Annotated in this window: 11 protein-coding genes, 1 tRNA gene, 3 rRNA genes and 1 riboswitch; of the genes, 13 read left to right on the top strand and 2 right to left on the bottom strand. The window is 50.7% G+C overall.

All coding sequences use genetic code 11. From position 1 onward, the window contains the following. Positions 1-218: 218 nt before the first annotated feature. The 3 genes from manD to oxyR all read left to right on the top strand — a co-directional run bounded on the left by manD (position 219) and on the right by oxyR (position 3,952). The gene (gene manD / locus QUE34_RS24190) at positions 219-1,433 is read left to right on the top strand and encodes a D-mannonate dehydratase ManD (RefSeq protein ID WP_000690928.1); all 1,215 of its coding nucleotides are present in this window, start codon (positions 219-221) and stop codon (positions 1,431-1,433) included. Between the two features lie 66 nt (positions 1,434-1,499). Next, a complete protein-coding gene (locus QUE34_RS24195) occupies positions 1,500-2,783 on the top strand; it encodes an MFS transporter (protein ID WP_000382176.1) in 1,284 nt (427 codons plus the stop codon). A 251-nt stretch (positions 2,784-3,034) separates the two neighbouring features. Further along, positions 3,035-3,952 (top strand): DNA-binding transcriptional regulator OxyR, encoded by a 918-nt coding sequence (gene oxyR, locus QUE34_RS24200; RefSeq protein ID WP_001025939.1) that lies wholly within the window; start codon positions 3,035-3,037, stop codon positions 3,950-3,952. Here oxyR and sthA read toward each other — a convergent pair. Further along, on the bottom strand, positions 3,935-5,335 hold the full coding sequence (sthA, locus tag QUE34_RS24205) for a Si-specific NAD(P)(+) transhydrogenase (protein WP_001120810.1): 1,401 nt from the start codon (positions 5,333-5,335) through the stop codon (positions 3,935-3,937). The two genes, oxyR and sthA, sit on opposite strands and share 18 nt — an antisense overlap. A gap of 331 nt (positions 5,336-5,666) precedes the next feature. Here sthA and fabR point away from each other — a divergent pair, with 331 nt between their 5' ends. Together fabR and QUE34_RS24215 are read left to right on the top strand one after the other, a co-directional pair. Beyond that, positions 5,667-6,317: an HTH-type transcriptional repressor FabR gene (fabR, locus tag QUE34_RS24210; protein WP_001309117.1), complete on the top strand. Its 651-nt coding sequence runs from the start codon at positions 5,667-5,669 to the stop codon at positions 6,315-6,317. Beyond that, entirely contained in the window at positions 6,317-6,676 is a 360-nt protein-coding gene (locus QUE34_RS24215; RefSeq protein WP_000806411.1) for a YijD family membrane protein, read from the top strand. Before fabR ends, QUE34_RS24215 begins: the two co-directional genes overlap by 1 nt. A gap of 38 nt (positions 6,677-6,714) precedes the next feature. Here QUE34_RS24215 and trmA read toward each other — a convergent pair whose 3' ends face one another. Beyond that, positions 6,715-7,815, bottom strand: a complete 1,101-nt coding sequence (gene trmA, locus QUE34_RS24220) for a tRNA (uridine(54)-C5)-methyltransferase TrmA (protein WP_000187026.1) — start codon at positions 7,813-7,815, stop codon at positions 6,715-6,717. Between the two features lie 113 nt (positions 7,816-7,928). Continuing rightward, positions 7,929-8,118, top strand: a riboswitch (cobalamin riboswitch). A gap of 65 nt (positions 8,119-8,183) precedes the next feature. On the opposite strand from trmA, the gene btuB reads away from it, so the two are divergent. From btuB to birA, 8 genes are all read left to right on the top strand, one after another. After that, on the top strand, positions 8,184-10,028 hold the full coding sequence (gene btuB, locus QUE34_RS24225; RefSeq protein ID WP_103253711.1) for a TonB-dependent vitamin B12 receptor BtuB: 1,845 nt from the start codon (positions 8,184-8,186) through the stop codon (positions 10,026-10,028). Continuing rightward, positions 9,973-10,830: a glutamate racemase gene (gene murI, locus QUE34_RS24230; protein ID WP_001696387.1), complete on the top strand. Its 858-nt coding sequence runs from the start codon at positions 9,973-9,975 to the stop codon at positions 10,828-10,830. Before btuB ends, murI begins: the two co-directional genes overlap by 56 nt. A 372-nt stretch (positions 10,831-11,202) precedes the next feature. Continuing rightward, a 16S ribosomal RNA gene (locus tag QUE34_RS24235) occupies positions 11,203-12,744 on the top strand. Between the two features lie 85 nt (positions 12,745-12,829). Beyond that, positions 12,830-12,905 (top strand) — tRNA-Glu (locus QUE34_RS24240). 193 nt (positions 12,906-13,098) lie between these two features. Beyond that, positions 13,099-16,004 (top strand): 23S ribosomal RNA (locus QUE34_RS24245). A gap of 95 nt (positions 16,005-16,099) precedes the next feature. Further along, positions 16,100-16,215, top strand: a 5S ribosomal RNA gene (gene rrf, locus QUE34_RS24250). The 16S, 23S and 5S rRNA genes sit together here with 1 tRNA gene alongside, the layout of an rRNA operon. Positions 16,216-16,351: 136 nt before the next feature. Then, positions 16,352-17,380 carry a UDP-N-acetylmuramate dehydrogenase gene (murB, locus tag QUE34_RS24255; protein WP_032302241.1) on the top strand — a complete coding sequence of 343 codons (1,029 nt, stop codon included), beginning with the start codon at positions 16,352-16,354 and terminating at the stop codon, positions 17,378-17,380. After that, a complete protein-coding gene (birA, locus tag QUE34_RS24260) occupies positions 17,377-18,342 on the top strand; it encodes a bifunctional biotin--[acetyl-CoA-carboxylase] ligase/biotin operon repressor BirA (protein ID WP_032302239.1) in 966 nt (321 codons plus the stop codon). Before murB ends, birA begins: the two co-directional genes overlap by 4 nt. Positions 18,343-18,347 lie beyond the last annotated feature (5 nt).

An 18,347-nucleotide genomic window follows, 5' to 3' on the forward strand; every position in this document is an offset into this window, starting at 1 on the left:
CTCCCTTCCTTAAAGGAATTTGTTATGTGATTATTTAACACGTTGTTTTAACGATGGTAGTTAATAGTGTAGGTGAGATTTGAGGATATTTTTGTTCCTCGGTGGAAATTTTTATTTTTAATGTGATCACGGTTGAATAATCGCTCTTTCTCTCTTGTATGGTAGTAGGCGTGAAATTAAGTTTGAAGCGTCTATTTACAACACAGGAGATTGCAATAATGAAAATTATTGCTGCAGATGTTTTTGTTACTTGCCCAGGACGTAATTTCGTTACGCTTAAAATAACCACTGCAAGCGGACTTTGTGGATTGGGAGATGCCACATTAAATGGTCGCGAATTGTCGGTCGCTTCTTATCTGAAAGATCATCTTTGTCCACAATTAATTGGCCGCGATGCCAGTCGTATCGAAGATATCTGGCAATTCTTTTATAAAGGTGCTTACTGGCGACGTGGCCCCGTCACGATGTCGGCCATTTCTGCCATTGATATGGCGTTGTGGGATATCAAAGCCAAAGCGGCAAATATGCCATTGTATCAACTGCTTGGTGGGGCTTCTCGTGAAGGCGTGATGGTTTATTGCCACACCACCGGGCGCACGATTGATGAAGTCCTTGAAGACTATGCAAAGCACCAGCAGATGGGCTTTAAGGCGATTCGTGTGCAGTGCGGTGTACCGGGTATGCAAACCACTTATGGCCTGGCGAAGGGCAAAGGACTGGCGTATGAACCGGCAACCAAAGGCCTGTGGCCGGAAGAGCAGTTGTGGTCTTCAGAAAAGTATCTCGATTTTACACCGAAGTTATTTGAAGCGGTGCGTAATAAGTTCGGTTTTAACGAACATCTGTTGCATGACATGCACCATCGCCTGACTCCTATCGAAGCGGCACGCTTTGGGAAGAGCATAGAGGATTACCGCCTGTTCTGGATGGAAGATCCGACGCCTGCCGAGAACCAGGAATGTTTTCGTCTGATTCGCCAGCATACTGTGACGCCGATTGCGGTCGGTGAAGTGTTTAACAGTATCTGGGACTGCAAGCAGTTAATCGAAGAGCAGCTGATTGACTATATTCGCACGACGATTACCCATGCAGGCGGCATTACCGGGATGCGACGGATTGCCGATTTTGCATCGCTTTATCAGGTACGTACCGGTTCGCATGGCCCTTCAGATTTATCGCCTGTTTGTCATGCGGCGGCGCTGCATTTTGACCTCTGGGTGCCAAACTTTGGTGTTCAGGAGTACATGGGCTATTCCGAACAAATGCTTGAAGTCTTCCCGCACAGCTGGCGCTTCGATGAAGGTTATATGCACCCAGGCGATGAACCGGGGCTGGGTATTTCTTTCGATGAGAAACTGGCGGCGAAATATCCGTATGACCCGGCGTATCTCCCCGTCGCACGACTGGAAGATGGCACATTGTGGAACTGGTAATAACGGTTCGCTTAATTATTTTCTGAATAGTCAGCAAATCGATTAATTCCGCTCAAGGAGCTAAAAATGGACGTTGATGTGTCAACCAGTGTTGCGGGTAATAAACCGCAACGGATTCGTCGTATTCAGACAGTAACGCTGGTTTTATTATTTATGGCGGGGATCGTTAATTTCCTCGACCGTTCGTCATTGAGCGTGGCAGGCGAAGCGATTCGTGGCGAGTTAGGATTATCGGCGACAGAATTTGGCGTTTTGCTTTCTGCATTTTCTCTGTCTTATGGTTTTTCACAACTCCCTTCCGGTATTTTGCTAGACCGCTTTGGCCCACGAATAGTTTTAGGTGCAGGCTTAATATTCTGGTCATTAATGCAGGCATTAACAGGAATGGTTAATTCTTTTAGCCACTTTATTTTAATGCGTATCGGTCTGGGTATTGGCGAAGCGCCATTTATGCCTGCGGGAGTAAAGTCGATCACCGACTGGTATGCGCAAAAAGAACGCGGCACGGCGCTGGGGATTTTTAACTCATCTACCGTTATCGGTCAGGCTATTGCGCCTCCTGCTCTTGTATTGATGCAGCTGGCATGGGGCTGGCGGGCAATGTTCGTCATCATCGGCGTGGCGGGGATTCTGGTTGGGATCTGTTGGTACGCGTGGTATCGCAACCGGGCGCAGTTTGTCCTGACCGACGAAGAACGGACCTATCTCTCCGCGCCGGTTAAACCGCGTCCACAATTACAATTTAGCGAGTGGCTGGCGCTGTTTAAGCATCGGACAACCTGGGGGATGATTTTAGGTTTCTCTGGCGTCAATTATACCGGTTGGCTCTACATCGCGTGGTTACCCGGTTATTTACAAGCCGAGCAAGGCTTCAGTCTGGCGAAAACCGGTTGGGTGGCGGCGATTCCTTTCCTCGCGGCGGCGGTCGGGATGTGGGTTAACGGTATTGTTGTCGATCGGCTGGCGAAAAAAGGCTACGACCTGGCGAAGACGCGTAAAACGGCTATTGTCTGCGGTTTGATGATGTCGGCATTAGGCACGTTGCTGGTCGTGCAATCCTCCTCGCCAGCCCAGGCTGTAGCGTTTATCTCAATGGCGCTGTTCTGCGTGCATTTCGCGGGAACATCTGCATGGGGACTGGTGCAGGTGATGGTGTCAGAAACAAAAGTGGCTTCCATCGCCGGGATTCAAAACTTTGGCAGTTTTGTTTTTGCTTCCTTTGCTCCGATCGTAACCGGTTGGGTAGTGGATACCACGCACTCGTTTAATCTGGCGCTGGTTATCGCGGCCTGTGTGACGTTCACCGGGGCGCTGTGTTACTTCTTTATTGTCAAAGATCGGATTGAGTAACTGTTACTATCAGGCTCTCTTGCTGTGGGCCTGTAGAATAAAAAAAAGCGGATCCTGGAGATCCGCAAAAGTTCACGTTGGCTTTAGTTATTCGAGTTGAGAAACTCTCGAAACGGGCAGTGACTTCAAGGGTTAAAAGAGGTGCCGCTCCGTTTCTGTGAGCAATTATCAGTCAGAATGCTTGATAGGGATAATCGTTCATTGCTATTCTACCTATCGCCATGAACTATCGTGGCGATGGAGGATGGATAATGAATATTCGTGATCTTGAGTACCTGGTGGCATTGGCTGAACACCGTCATTTTCGGCGTGCGGCAGATTCCTGCCACGTTAGCCAGCCGACGCTTAGCGGGCAAATTCGTAAGCTGGAAGATGAGCTGGGCGTGATGTTGCTGGAGCGGACCAGCCGTAAAGTGTTATTCACCCAGGCGGGAATGCTGCTGGTGGATCAGGCGCGTACCGTGCTGCGTGAGGTGAAAGTCCTTAAAGAGATGGCAAGCCAGCAGGGCGAGACAATGTCCGGGCCGCTGCATATTGGTTTGATTCCCACGGTTGGGCCTTACCTGTTACCGCATATTATCCCGATGCTGCACCAGACCTTTCCAAAGCTGGAAATGTATCTGCATGAAGCACAGACCCACCAGTTACTGGCGCAACTGGACAGCGGCAAACTCGATTGCGTGATCCTCGCGCTGGTGAAAGAGAGCGAAGCATTCATTGAAGTGCCGTTGTTTGATGAGCCAATGTTGCTGGCTATCTATGAAGATCACCCGTGGGCGAACCGCGAATGCGTACCAATGGCCGATCTGGCAGGGGAAAAACTGCTGATGCTGGAAGATGGTCACTGTTTGCGCGATCAGGCAATGGGTTTCTGCTTTGAAGCCGGGGCGGATGAAGATACACACTTCCGCGCGACCAGCCTGGAAACTCTGCGCAACATGGTGGCGGCAGGTAGCGGGATCACTTTACTGCCTGCGCTGGCTGTGCCGCCGGAGCGTAAACGCGATGGGGTTGTTTATTTGCCGTGTATTAAGCCGGAACCACGCCGCACTATTGGCCTGGTTTATCGTCCGGGCTCACCGCTGCGCAGCCGCTATGAGCAGCTGGCAGAGGCCATCCGCGCAAGAATGGATGGCCATTTCGATAAAGTGTTAAAACAGGCGGTTTAAACCGTTTAACGCGGCTACCCGATAGGCTTCCGCCATCGTCGGGTAGTTAAAGGTGGTGTTGACGAAGTACTCAATAGTGTTGCCGCCACCTTTCTGTTCCATAATCGCCTGACCGATATGAATAATTTCGGCAGCGCGCTCGCCAAAGCAGTGAATGCCCAGAATCTCTTTTGTTTCCCGATGGAACAAAATTTTCAGCGTGCCCACGTTCATGCCGACGATTTGTGCGCGTGCCAGATGTTTGAACTGGGCGCGGCCCACTTCATATGGCACTTTCATCGCGGTCAGCTGCTGTTCGGTTTTGCCCACAGAGCTGATTTCCGGGATGGTGTAAATACCGGTAGGGATATCTTCAATCAGATGTGCGGTGGCTTCACCTTTCACCAGCGCCTGTGCGGCAATACGCCCCTGGTCATAGGCTGCCGACGCCAGGCTCGGATAACCAATCACGTCGCCCACCGCGTAAACGTGCGGCTGCGCGGTCTGATACATGCTGTTGACCTTCAGCTGTCCGCGACTGTCAGTTTCCAGCCCAATGTTCTGTAACGCCAGCGAATCGGTATTACCGGTGCGACCGTTGGCATAGAGCAGACAGTCAGCTTTCAGTTTTTTACCCGACTTCAGATGCATGATCACACCGTCGTCACAGCCTTCGATCTTCTCGTACTCTTCGTTGTGACGAATCACTACGCCACTGTTCCAGAAGTGATAGGAGAGAGAATCTGACATCTCTTGATCGAGAAACGCCAGCAGACGATCGCGGGTGTTGATCAGATCCACTTTTACATCCATACCGCGGAAGATCGACGCATATTCACAGCCGATCACTCCAGCACCGTAAATAAGTACATGGCGCGGTTCGTGGTGCATGCTAAGAATTGAGTCGCTGTCATAAATGCGTGGATGGGTGAAATCAACATCTGTTGGATGATATGGACGAGAACCGCAGGCAATAACAAATTTTTCAGCAGTTAGTGTTTCGACGCTGCCGTCCGGGCAATCCAGCGCCAACGTATGCTCGTCAACAAAGCGAGCGTTCCCCTGCAATATTTCACAGTGATTACGTTCGTAAAATCCCTGACGCATGCGCGTTTGTTGATTAATCACGTTATCGGCATGGTTAAGGATATCGGCAAAAGAAGAGCGGAGCAGTCGGGAATGGTCGCTGTAAAGTGGGTTTTGATTGAATTCTATAATGCGGCTGACGGCGTGACGGAGAGCTTTCGACGGGATGGTGCCCCAGTGGGTGCAACCGCCGCCAACATTTTGATAACGCTCGATAACTGCGACGCGCGCACCTTGCTTAACCAGGCCCATTGCAGCGCCTTCGCCGCCGGGGCCGGAACCTATTACTATGGCATCGTAATCGTAGGAATGTGGCATGGTAGGGCTTACCTGTTCTTATACATAAAAGCAACAGAATGGTAACATTTTATCGCGGGTAAGCCAATTGATCCCCGTCATTTATCTGGCTATATCGTGAGCGGCCTTTGCTTTGTCTGTTTCTTACTTTTGCCTTGAACGTTTTATTGGATTTTTATCGCCAGTACTCACCGTTTAAGTGGCAGGTTTCCGTTGTTCGTAAAAGAACCAGCCAAAGAATTGCAGTAAATATGTTTTATTGCGTTACGGTTCATTCACAACACTGGAGCAATCCAGTATGTTCATTCTCTGGTATAGTGCCAGCAGTACTTTTGGCAAGGATTCAGACATCGTGATGGGCGTAAGAGCGCAACAAAAAGAAAAAACCCGCCGTTCGTTGGTGGAAGCCGCATTTAGCCAATTAAGTGCTGAACGCAGCTTCGCCAGCCTGAGTTTGCGTGAAGTGGCGCGTGAAGCGGGCATTGCTCCCACCTCTTTTTACCGGCATTTTCGCGACGTAGACGAACTCGGTCTGACCATGGTTGATGAGAGCGGTTTAATGCTGCGCCAACTCATGCGCCAGGCGCGTCAGCGTATCGCCAAAGGCGGGAGTGTGATCCGCACCTCGGTCTCCACATTTATGGAGTTCATCGGTAATAATCCTAACGCCTTCCGGTTATTATTGCGGGAACGCTCCGGCACCTCCGCTGCGTTTCGTGCCGCCGTTGCGCGTGAAATTCAGCACTTCATTGCGGAACTTGCGGACTATCTGGAACTCGAAAACCATATGCCGCGTGCGTTTACTGAAGCGCAAGCCGAAGCCATGGTGACGATTGTCTTCAGTGCGGGTGCCGAGGCGTTGGACGTCGGCGTCGAACAACGTCGGCAATTAGAAGAGCGACTGGTACTGCAACTGCGAATGATTTCGAAAGGGGCTTATTACTGGTATCGCCGTGAACAAGAGAAAACCGCAATTATTCCGGGAAATGTGAAGGACGAGTAATGAAACAAGCAAATCAAGATAGAGGTACGCTGCTGCTGGCGCTGGTGGCTGGCTTATCGATTAATGGTACTTTCGCAGCGCTGTTTAGCTCCATTGTGCCATTTTCTGTATTCCCGATTATTTCCCTGGTGCTGACGGTTTACTGCCTGCATCAACGTTATCTTAATCGCACTATGCCGGTAGGCTTGCCGGGTCTGGCAGCTGCCTGTTTTATTCTCGGCGTTCTGCTGTATAGCACTGTGGTTCGTGCGGAATATCCGGATATAGGTTCTAACTTCTTCCCGGCCGTACTGTCCGTCATTATGGTGTTCTGGATTGGCGCGAAGATGCGTAACCGTAAGCAGGAAGTTGCTGAGTAATCGGTTCATGCCGGATGCTAGCGCATCCGGCATGGGCTTTACTTAGCGGTCAGTAATACGCCGCACTCCATATGGTGCGTATAGGGGAACTGATCAAACAGAGCCAGACGTTCAACCTTGTGCGTCTGGCTTAATGTTTCCAGATTCTTACATAATGTTTCCGGGTTGCAGGAGATATACAGAATACGTGGATACGCCTGCACCATTTTCTCGGTTTCACTGTCCAGACCGCTGCGCGGTGGGTCGACAAAAATGGTTTCGCACTGATAACTCTTCAAGTCGATCCCTTGCAGGCGATTAAACTCGCGCACACCATTCATCGCCTGAGTAAATTCTTCTGCCGCCATACGAATAATTTGGACGTTATCAATATGGTTAGCGGCAATGTTGTATTGCGCGGCAGCGACCGACGGCTTGGCGATTTCGGTGGCTAATACCCGATCAAAATTGCGCGCCAGGGCTAATGAGAAGTTACCGTTGCCGCAGTACAGCTCCAGTAAATCGCCTTTTGAGCCTTTGGTGACGTCCAGCGCCCATTCCAGCATCTGAATATTCATCGCCGCGTTCGGCTGGGTAAAGCTGTTTTCTACCTGACGGTAGATCATCTCTTTCCCTGCGACCGGCAGACGTTCGTCGATGTAATCTTGATCCAGCGCGATTTTGGTTTTCGTTGCCCGACCAATCAGATGCACATTTAAATTTTGTGCGCGCAACGCATCGCGCAGAGCTTCCGCCTGTTGACGCCATTCGTCATCCAGCTTTTTATGGTACAGCAGGGAAACCACCGCCTGATTACTCAGCGTAGTGAGGTAATCAATCTGGAATAGCTTGTGGCGCAGAACGGGATTATTACGCACACCCGCAATCATCGCCGTCATCAACTGGTTGATAAGTTCACTGGCGGCGGGGAAGCTATCCACGCGGATACGGCTTTTGGTTTGTTGATCGAAAATGATGTGGTACAGGTCATCGCCATCGTGCCAGATGCGGAACTCCGCACGCATCCGGTAATGACTGACCGGCGAGCGAAACACTTCCGGAACCAGGTCAGAAAACGGCGCCATCATACTTTGCAAACGTACCACTTTTTCGGCTAACTGCGCTTCATACTGTTCTGTTGGAAGGTGTTCGGGGGTCATGATGTATCCTGAAAATGAAATGTACGCGGCGATTGTAGGGATTGCTCATCAGATGTCCAGATCTTGATGTATTTCTATTTGTGAGCTACGTCTGGACAGCAACTTGTTACAACCTGTAGCATCCACTCGCCGGTCCTGTGAGTTAATAGGGAATCCAGTGCAAATCTGGAGCTGACGCGCAGCGGTAAGGAAAGGTGCGATGATTGCGTTATGCGGACACTGCCATCCGGTGGGAAGTCATCATCTCTTAGTATTTTATATACCCCTCCAAGCCCGAAGACCTGCCGGCTAACGTCGCATCTGGTTCTCATCATCGCGTAATATTGATGAAGCCTGCGGCATCCTTCTTCTATTGTGGATGCTTTACAATGATTAAAAAAGCTTCGCTGCTGACGGCGTGTTCCGTCACGGCATTTTCTGCTTGGGCACAGGATACCAGCCCGGATACTCTCGTCGTTACGGCTAACCGTTTTGAACAGCCGCGCAGCACTGTGCTTGCACCAACCACCGTTGTGACGCGTCAGGATATCGACCGCTGGCAGTCGACCTCGGTCAATGATGTGCTGCGCCGTCTTCCGGGTGTCGATATCACCCAAAACGGCGGTTCAGGTCAACTCTCTTCTATTTTTATTCGCGGTACAAATGCCAGTCATGTGTTGGTGTTAATTGATGGCGTACGCCTGAATCTGGCGGGGGTGAGTGGTTCTGCCGACCTTAGCCAGTTCCCTATTGCGCTTGTCCAGCGTGTTGAATATATCCGTGGGCCGCGCTCCGCTGTTTATGGTTCCGATGCAATAGGTGGGGTCGTGAATATCATCACGACGCGCGATCAACCCGGAACGGAAATTTCAGCAGGGTGGGGAAGCAATAGCTATCAGAACTATGATGTTTCTACACAGCAACTACTGGGAGATAAGACACGGGTAACGCTGTTGGGCGATTATGCCCATACTCATGGTTATGATGTTGTCGCCTATGGTAATACCGGAACGCAAGCTCAGCCAGATAACGATGGTTTTTTAAGTAAAACGCTTTATGGCGCGCTGGAGCATAACTTTACTGATGTCTGGAGCGGTTTTGTGCGCGGCTATGGCTATGATAACCATACCAATTATGACGCATATTATTCTCCCGGCTCACCGTTGCTCGATACCCGTAAACTCTATAGCCAAAGTTGGGACGCCGGGCTGCGCTATAACGGCGAACTGATTAAATCACAACTCATTACCAGCTATAGCCATAGCAAAGATTACAACTACGATCCGCATTATGGTCGTTATGATTCGTCGGCGACGCTTGATGAGATGAAGCAATACACCGTCCAGTGGGCAAACAATGTCATCGTTGGTCACGGTAGTATTGGTGCGGGTGTCGACTGGCAGAAACAGACTACGACGCCGGGTACAGGTTACGTTGAGGATGGATATGATCAACGTAATACCGGCATCTATCTGACCGGGCTGCAACAAGTCGGCGATTTTACCTTTGAAGGCGCAGCACGCAGCGACGATAACTCACAGTTTGGTCGTCATGGAACCTGGCAAACCAGCGCTGGTTGGGAATTCATCGAAGGCTATCGCTTCATTGCTTCCTACGGGACATCTTATAAGGCACCAAATCTTGGACAACTGTATGGCTTCTACGGAAATCCAAATCTGGAACCTGAGAAAAGCAAACAGTGGGAAGGCGCGTTTGAAGGCTTAACCGCTGGGGTGAACTGGCGTATTTCTGGATATCGTAACGATGTCAGTGACTTGATCGATTACGATGATCACACCCTGAAATACTATAACGAAGGGAAAGCGCGAATTAAGGGCGTCGAGGCGACCGCCAATTTTGATACCGGACCACTGACGCATACTGTGAGTTATGATTATGTCGATGCGCGCAATGCAATTACCGACACGCCGTTGTTACGCCGTGCTAAACAGCAGGTGAAATACCAGCTCGACTGGCAGTTGTATGACTTCGACTGGGGTATTACTTATCAGTATTTAGGCACTCGCTATGATAAGGATTACTCCTCCTGGCCGTATCAAACCGTGAAAATGGGCGGTGTGAGCTTGTGGGATCTTGCGGTTGCGTATCCGGTCACCTCTCACCTGACAGTTCGTGGTAAAATAGCCAACCTGTTCGACAAAGATTATGAGACAGTCTATGGCTACCAAACTGCAGGACGGGAATACACCTTGTCTGGCAGCTACACCTTCTGAACCACGTCCCACCGTGCTGGTGTTTGACTCCGGCGTCGGTGGGTTGTCGGTCTATGACGAGATCCGGCATCTCTTGCCGGATCTCCATTACATTTATGCTTTCGATAACGTCGCTTTCCCTTATGGCGAAAAAAGCGAAGAGTTTATTGTTGAGCGAGTGGTGGCAATTGTCACCGCAGTGCAAGAACGCTATCCCCTTGCGCTGGCAGTGGTCGCTTGCAACACCGCCAGTACCGTTTCACTTCCTGCATTACGCGAAAAGTTCGACTTCCCGGTTGTTGGTGTCGTGCCGGCGATTAAACCTGCTGCACGTCTGACGGCAAATGGCATTGTCGGATTACTGGCAACCCGCGGAACAGTTAAACGTTCTTATACTCATGAGCTGATCGCGCGTTTCGCTAATGAATGCCAGATAGAAATGCTGGGCTCGGCAGAGATGGTTGAGTTGGCTGAAGCGAAGCTGCATGGCGAAGATGTTTCTCTGGATGCACTAAAGCGTATCTTGCGCCCGTGGTTAAGAATGAAAGAGCCACCAGATACCGTTGTTCTGGGGTGTACCCACTTCCCTCTACTACAAGAAGAACTGTTACAAGTGCTGCCAGAGGGAACACGGCTGGTGGATTCTGGCGCAGCGATTGCTCGCCGAACGGCCTGGTTGTTAGAACATGAAGCCCCGGATGCAAAATCCGCCGATGCGAATATTGCCTTTTGTATGGCAATGACGCCAGAAGCTGAACAATTATTGCCCGTTTTACAGCGCTACGGCTTCGAAACGCTCGAAAAACTGGCAGTTTTAGACTGATTTGGTTGAATGTTGCGCGGTCGGAAAATTATTTTAAATTTCCTCTTGTCAGGCCGGAATAACTCCCTATAATGCGCCACCACTGACACGGAACAACGGCAAACACGCCGCCGGGTCAGCGAGATTCTCCTGAGAATCTCGACAGAGAAAAGCAAAAAAATGCTTGACTCTGAAGCGGGAAAGCGTATTATGCACACCCCGCGCCGCTGAGAAAAAGCGAAGCGGCACTGCTCTTTAACAATTTATCAGACAATCTGTGTGGGCACTCGAAGATACGGATTCTTAACGTCGCAAGACGAAAAATGAATACCAAGTCTCAAGAGTGAACACGTAATTCATTACGAAGTTTAATTCTTTGAGCATCAAACTTTTAAATTGAAGAGTTTGATCATGGCTCAGATTGAACGCTGGCGGCAGGCCTAACACATGCAAGTCGAACGGTAACAGGAAGCAGCTTGCTGCTTTGCTGACGAGTGGCGGACGGGTGAGTAATGTCTGGGAAACTGCCTGATGGAGGGGGATAACTACTGGAAACGGTAGCTAATACCGCATAACGTCGCAAGACCAAAGAGGGGGACCTTCGGGCCTCTTGCCATCGGATGTGCCCAGATGGGATTAGCTAGTAGGTGGGGTAACGGCTCACCTAGGCGACGATCCCTAGCTGGTCTGAGAGGATGACCAGCCACACTGGAACTGAGACACGGTCCAGACTCCTACGGGAGGCAGCAGTGGGGAATATTGCACAATGGGCGCAAGCCTGATGCAGCCATGCCGCGTGTATGAAGAAGGCCTTCGGGTTGTAAAGTACTTTCAGCGGGGAGGAAGGGAGTAAAGTTAATACCTTTGCTCATTGACGTTACCCGCAGAAGAAGCACCGGCTAACTCCGTGCCAGCAGCCGCGGTAATACGGAGGGTGCAAGCGTTAATCGGAATTACTGGGCGTAAAGCGCACGCAGGCGGTTTGTTAAGTCAGATGTGAAATCCCCGGGCTCAACCTGGGAACTGCATCTGATACTGGCAAGCTTGAGTCTCGTAGAGGGGGGTAGAATTCCAGGTGTAGCGGTGAAATGCGTAGAGATCTGGAGGAATACCGGTGGCGAAGGCGGCCCCCTGGACGAAGACTGACGCTCAGGTGCGAAAGCGTGGGGAGCAAACAGGATTAGATACCCTGGTAGTCCACGCCGTAAACGATGTCGACTTGGAGGTTGTGCCCTTGAGGCGTGGCTTCCGGAGCTAACGCGTTAAGTCGACCGCCTGGGGAGTACGGCCGCAAGGTTAAAACTCAAATGAATTGACGGGGGCCCGCACAAGCGGTGGAGCATGTGGTTTAATTCGATGCAACGCGAAGAACCTTACCTGGTCTTGACATCCACGGAAGTTTTCAGAGATGAGAATGTGCCTTCGGGAACCGTGAGACAGGTGCTGCATGGCTGTCGTCAGCTCGTGTTGTGAAATGTTGGGTTAAGTCCCGCAACGAGCGCAACCCTTATCCTTTGTTGCCAGCGGTCCGGCCGGGAACTCAAAGGAGACTGCCAGTGATAAACTGGAGGAAGGTGGGGATGACGTCAAGTCATCATGGCCCTTACGACCAGGGCTACACACGTGCTACAATGGCGCATACAAAGAGAAGCGACCTCGCGAGAGCAAGCGGACCTCATAAAGTGCGTCGTAGTCCGGATTGGAGTCTGCAACTCGACTCCATGAAGTCGGAATCGCTAGTAATCGTGGATCAGAATGCCACGGTGAATACGTTCCCGGGCCTTGTACACACCGCCCGTCACACCATGGGAGTGGGTTGCAAAAGAAGTAGGTAGCTTAACCTTCGGGAGGGCGCTTACCACTTTGTGATTCATGACTGGGGTGAAGTCGTAACAAGGTAACCGTAGGGGAACCTGCGGTTGGATCACCTCCTTACCTTAAAGAACTGTTCTTTGCAGTGCTCACACAGATTGTCTGATAGAAAGTGAAAAGCAAGGCGTCTTGCGAAGCAGACTGATACGTCCCCTTCGTCTAGAGGCCCAGGACACCGCCCTTTCACGGCGGTAACAGGGGTTCGAATCCCCTAGGGGACGCCACTTGCTGGTTTGTGAGTGAAAGTCACCTGCCTTAATATCTCAAAACTCATCTTCGGGTGACGTTTGAGATATTTGCTCTTTAAAAATCTGGATCAAGCTGAAAATTGAAACACTGAACAACGAGAGTTGTTCGTGAGTCTCTCAAATTTTCGCAACACGATGATGAATCTCAAGAAACATCTTCGGGTTGTGAGGTTAAGCGACTAAGCGTACACGGTGGATGCCCTGGCAGTCAGAGGCGATGAAGGACGTGCTAATCTGCGATAAGCGTCGGTAAGGTGATATGAACCGTTATAACCGGCGATTTCCGAATGGGGAAACCCAGTGTGATTCGTCACACTATCATTAACTGAATCCATAGGTTAATGAGGCGAACCGGGGGAACTGAAACATCTAAGTACCCCGAGGAAAAGAAATCAACCGAGATTCCCCCAGTAGCGGCGAGCGAACGGGGAGCAGCCCAGAGCCTGAATCAGTGTGTGTGTTAGTGGAAGCGTCTGGAAAGGCGCGCGATACAGGGTGACAGCCCCGTACACAAAAATGCACATACTGTGAGCTCGATGAGTAGGGCGGGACACGTGGTATCCTGTCTGAATATGGGGGGACCATCCTCCAAGGCTAAATACTCCTGACTGACCGATAGTGAACCAGTACCGTGAGGGAAAGGCGAAAAGAACCCCGGCGAGGGGAGTGAAAAAGAACCTGAAACCGTGTACGTACAAGCAGTGGGAGCACCCTTTGGGGTGTGACTGCGTACCTTTTGTATAATGGGTCAGCGACTTATATTCTGTAGCAAGGTTAACCGAATAGGGGAGCCGAAGGGAAACCGAGTCTTAACTGGGCGTTAAGTTGCAGGGTATAGACCCGAAACCCGGTGATCTAGCCATGGGCAGGTTGAAGGTTGGGTAACACTAACTGGAGGACCGAACCGACTAATGTTGAAAAATTAGCGGATGACTTGTGGCTGGGGGTGAAAGGCCAATCAAACCGGGAGATAGCTGGTTCTCCCCGAAAGCTATTTAGGTAGCGCCTCGTGAATTCATCTCCGGGGGTAGAGCACTGTTTCGGCAAGGGGGTCATCCCGACTTACCAACCCGATGCAAACTGCGAATACCGGAGAATGTTATCACGGGAGACACACGGCGGGTGCTAACGTCCGTCGTGAAGAGGGAAACAACCCAGACCGCCAGCTAAGGTCCCAAAGTCATGGTTAAGTGGGAAACGATGTGGGAAGGCCCAGACAGCCAGGATGTTGGCTTAGAAGCAGCCATCATTTAAAGAAAGCGTAATAGCTCACTGGTCGAGTCGGCCTGCGCGGAAGATGTAACGGGGCTAAACCATGCACCGAAGCTGCGGCAGCGACGCTTATGCGTTGTTGGGTAGGGGAGCGTTCTGTAAGCCTGCGAAGGTGTACTGTGAGGTATGCTGGAGGTATCAGAAGTGCGAATGCTGACATAAGTAACGATAAAGCGGGTGAAAAGCCCGCTCGCCGGAAGACCAAGGGTTCCTGTCCAACGTTAATCGGGGCAGGGTGAGTCGACCCCTAAGGCGAGGCCGAAAGGCGTAGTCGATGGGAAACAGGTTAATATTCCTGTACTTGGTGTTACTGCGAAGGGGGGACGGAGAAGGCTATGTTGGCCGGGCGACGGTTGTCCCGGTTTAAGCGTGTAGGCTGGTTTTCCAGGCAAATCCGGAAAATCAAGGCTGAGGCGTGATGACGAGGCACTACGGTGCTGAAGCAACAAATGCCCTGCTTCCAGGAAAAGCCTCTAAGCATCAGGTAACAACAAATCGTACCCCAAACCGACACAGGTGGTCAGGTAGAGAATACCAAGGCGCTTGAGAGAACTCGGGTGAAGGAACTAGGCAAAATGGTGCCGTAACTTCGGGAGAAGGCACGCTGATATGTAGGTGAAGCGACTTGCTCGTGGAGCTGAAATCAGTCGAAGATACCAGCTGGCTGCAACTGTTTATTAAAAACACAGCACTGTGCAAACACGAAAGTGGACGTATACGGTGTGACGCCTGCCCGGTGCCGGAAGGTTAATTGATGGGGTTAGCGGTAACGCGAAGCTCTTGATCGAAGCCCCGGTAAACGGCGGCCGTAACTATAACGGTCCTAAGGTAGCGAAATTCCTTGTCGGGTAAGTTCCGACCTGCACGAATGGCGTAATGATGGCCAGGCTGTCTCCACCCGAGACTCAGTGAAATTGAACTCGCTGTGAAGATGCAGTGTACCCGCGGCAAGACGGAAAGACCCCGTGAACCTTTACTATAGCTTGACACTGAACATTGAGCCTTGATGTGTAGGATAGGTGGGAGGCTTTGAAGTGTGGACGCCAGTCTGCATGGAGCCGACCTTGAAATACCACCCTTTAATGTTTGATGTTCTAACGTAGGCCCCTTATCGGGGTTGCGGACAGTGTCTGGTGGGTAGTTTGACTGGGGCGGTCTCCTCCTAAAGAGTAACGGAGGAGCACGAAGGTTGGCTAATCCTGGTCGGACATCAGGAGGTTAGTGCAATGGCATAAGCCAGCTTGACTGCGAGCGTGACGGCGCGAGCAGGTGCGAAAGCAGGTCATAGTGATCCGGTGGTTCTGAATGGAAGGGCCATCGCTCAACGGATAAAAGGTACTCCGGGGATAACAGGCTGATACCGCCCAAGAGTTCATATCGACGGCGGTGTTTGGCACCTCGATGTCGGCTCATCACATCCTGGGGCTGAAGTAGGTCCCAAGGGTATGGCTGTTCGCCATTTAAAGTGGTACGCGAGCTGGGTTTAGAACGTCGTGAGACAGTTCGGTCCCTATCTGCCGTGGGCGCTGGAGAACTGAGGGGGGCTGCTCCTAGTACGAGAGGACCGGAGTGGACGCATCACTGGTGTTCGGGTTGTCATGCCAATGGCACTGCCCGGTAGCTAAATGCGGAAGAGATAAGTGCTGAAAGCATCTAAGCACGAAACTTGCCCCGAGATGAGTTCTCCCTGACCCTTTAAGGGTCCTGAAGGAACGTTGAAGACGACGACGTTGATAGGCCGGGTGTGTAAGCGCAGCGATGCGTTGAGCTAACCGGTACTAATGAACCGTGAGGCTTAACCTTACAACGCCGAAGATGTTTTGGCGGATTGAGAGAAGATTTTCAGCCTGATACAGATTAAATCAGAACGCAGAAGCGGTCTGATGAAACAGAATTTGCCTGGCGGCCTTAGCGCGGTGGTCCCACCTGACCCCATGCCGAACTCAGAAGTGAAACGCCGTAGCGCCGATGGTAGTGTGGGGTCTCCCCATGCGAGAGTAGGGAACTGCCAGGCATCAAATTAAGCAGAAGGCCCAGTCGGAAGACTGGGCCTTTTTGCGTTTCTACAAACTCTCCCTGTCGTCATAACTACAAGCCATCCCCCCACAGATACGGTAAACTAGCCTCGTTTTTGCATCAGGAAAGCAGCTATGAACCACTCCTTAAAACCCTGGAACACATTTGGCATTGATCATAATGCTCAGCACATTGTATGTGCCGAAGACGAACAACAACTACTCAATGCCTGGCAGCATGCAACCGCAGAAGGGCAACCCGTTCTTATTCTGGGTGAAGGAAGTAATGTACTTTTTCTGGAAGACTATCGCGGCACGGTGATCATCAACCGGATCAAAGGTATCGAAATTCATGATGAACCTGATGCGTGGTATTTACATGTAGGAGCCGGAGAAAACTGGCATCGCCTGGTAAAATACACTTTGCAGGAAGGTATGCCAGGTCTGGAAAATCTGGCGTTAATTCCTGGTTGTGTCGGCTCATCACCTATCCAGAATATTGGTGCTTATGGCGTAGAATTACAGCGAGTTTGCGCTTATGTTGACTGTGTCGAACTGGCGACAGGCAAGCAAGTGCGCTTAACTGCCAAAGAGTGCCGTTTTGGCTATCGCGACAGTATTTTTAAACATGAATACCAGGACCGCTTCGCCATTGTAGCCGTAGGTCTGCGCCTGCCAAAAGAGTGGCAACCTGTACTAACGTATGGTGACTTAACTCGTCTGGATCCTACAACCGTAACGCCACAGCAAGTATTTGATGCGGTGTGTCATATGCGCACCACCAAACTCCCTGATCCAAAAGTGAATGGCAATGCCGGTAGTTTCTTCAAAAACCCTGTTGTATCTGCCGAAACGGCTAAAGCATTACTGGCACAATTTCCAACAGCACCAAATTATCCCCAGACGGATGGTTCAGTAAAACTGGCCGCTGGTTGGCTTATCGATCAGTGCCAGCTAAAAGGAACACAAATTGGTGGGGCTGCGGTACACCGTCAACAGGCGTTAGTTCTCATTAATGAAGGCAATGCAAAAAGCGAAGATATTGTGCAGCTGGCACATCATGTAAGACAGAAAGTGGGTGAAAAATTTAATGTCTGGCTTGAGCCAGAAGTTCGCTTTATTGGTGCATCAGGTGAAGTTAGCGCAGTGGAGACGATTTCATGAAGGATAATACCGTTCCGCTAAAATTAATCACGCTATTAGCGAATGGCGAATTTCACTCTGGCGAGCAGCTGGGTGAAACGTTAGGAATGAGCCGGGCGGCCATTAATAAACATATTCAAACACTGCGTGACTGGGGCGTTGATGTCTTTACCGTTCCGGGTAAAGGATACTGCCTGCCTGAGCCCATCCAGTTACTTAATGCTGAACAGATATTGAGTCAGCTGGATAGCGGTAGTGTAGCCGTGCTGCCAGTTATTGACTCTACGAATCAGTACCTTCTTGATCGTATCGGAGAGCTTAAATCGGGTGATGCCTGCGTTGCAGAATATCAGCAGGCTGGTCGTGGTCGCCGAGGTCGGAAATGGTTTTCGCCTTTTGGCGCAAACTTGTATTTGTCGATGTTCTGGCGTCTGGAACAAGGCCCGGCTGCGGCGATTGGTTTAAGTCTGGTTATCGGTATCGTGATGGCGGAAGTATTACGCAAGTTGGGCGCTGATAAAGTTCGTGTTAAATGGCCGAATGACCTCTATCTGCAGGATCGCAAGCTGGCAGGTATTCTTGTGGAGCTGACTGGCAAAACCGGCGATGCGGCGCAAATAGTCGTTGGTGCTGGTATCAACATGGCAATGCGTCGTGTTGAAGAGAGTGTCGTTAATCAGGGGTGGATCACGCTGCAGGAAGCTGGGATCAATCTCGATCGTAATGCGTTGGCGGCCATGCTAATACGTGAATTACGTGCGGCGCTGGAACTCTTTGAGCAAGAAGGATTGGCACCTTATCTTTCGCGCTGGGAAAAACTGGATAATTTTATTAATCGCCCAGTGAAACTTATCATTGGTGATAAAGAAATATTTGGCATTTCACGTGGAATAGACAAACAAGGCGCTTTATTGCTTGAGCAGGATGGAATAATAAAATCCTGGATGGGCGGTGAAATATCCCTGCGTAGTGCAGAAAAATAAGAAAG

This window comes from Escherichia sp. KS167_9B (genome assembly GCF_030295215.1).
GTDB lineage: Bacteria > Pseudomonadota > Gammaproteobacteria > Enterobacterales > Enterobacteriaceae > Escherichia > Escherichia coli_F.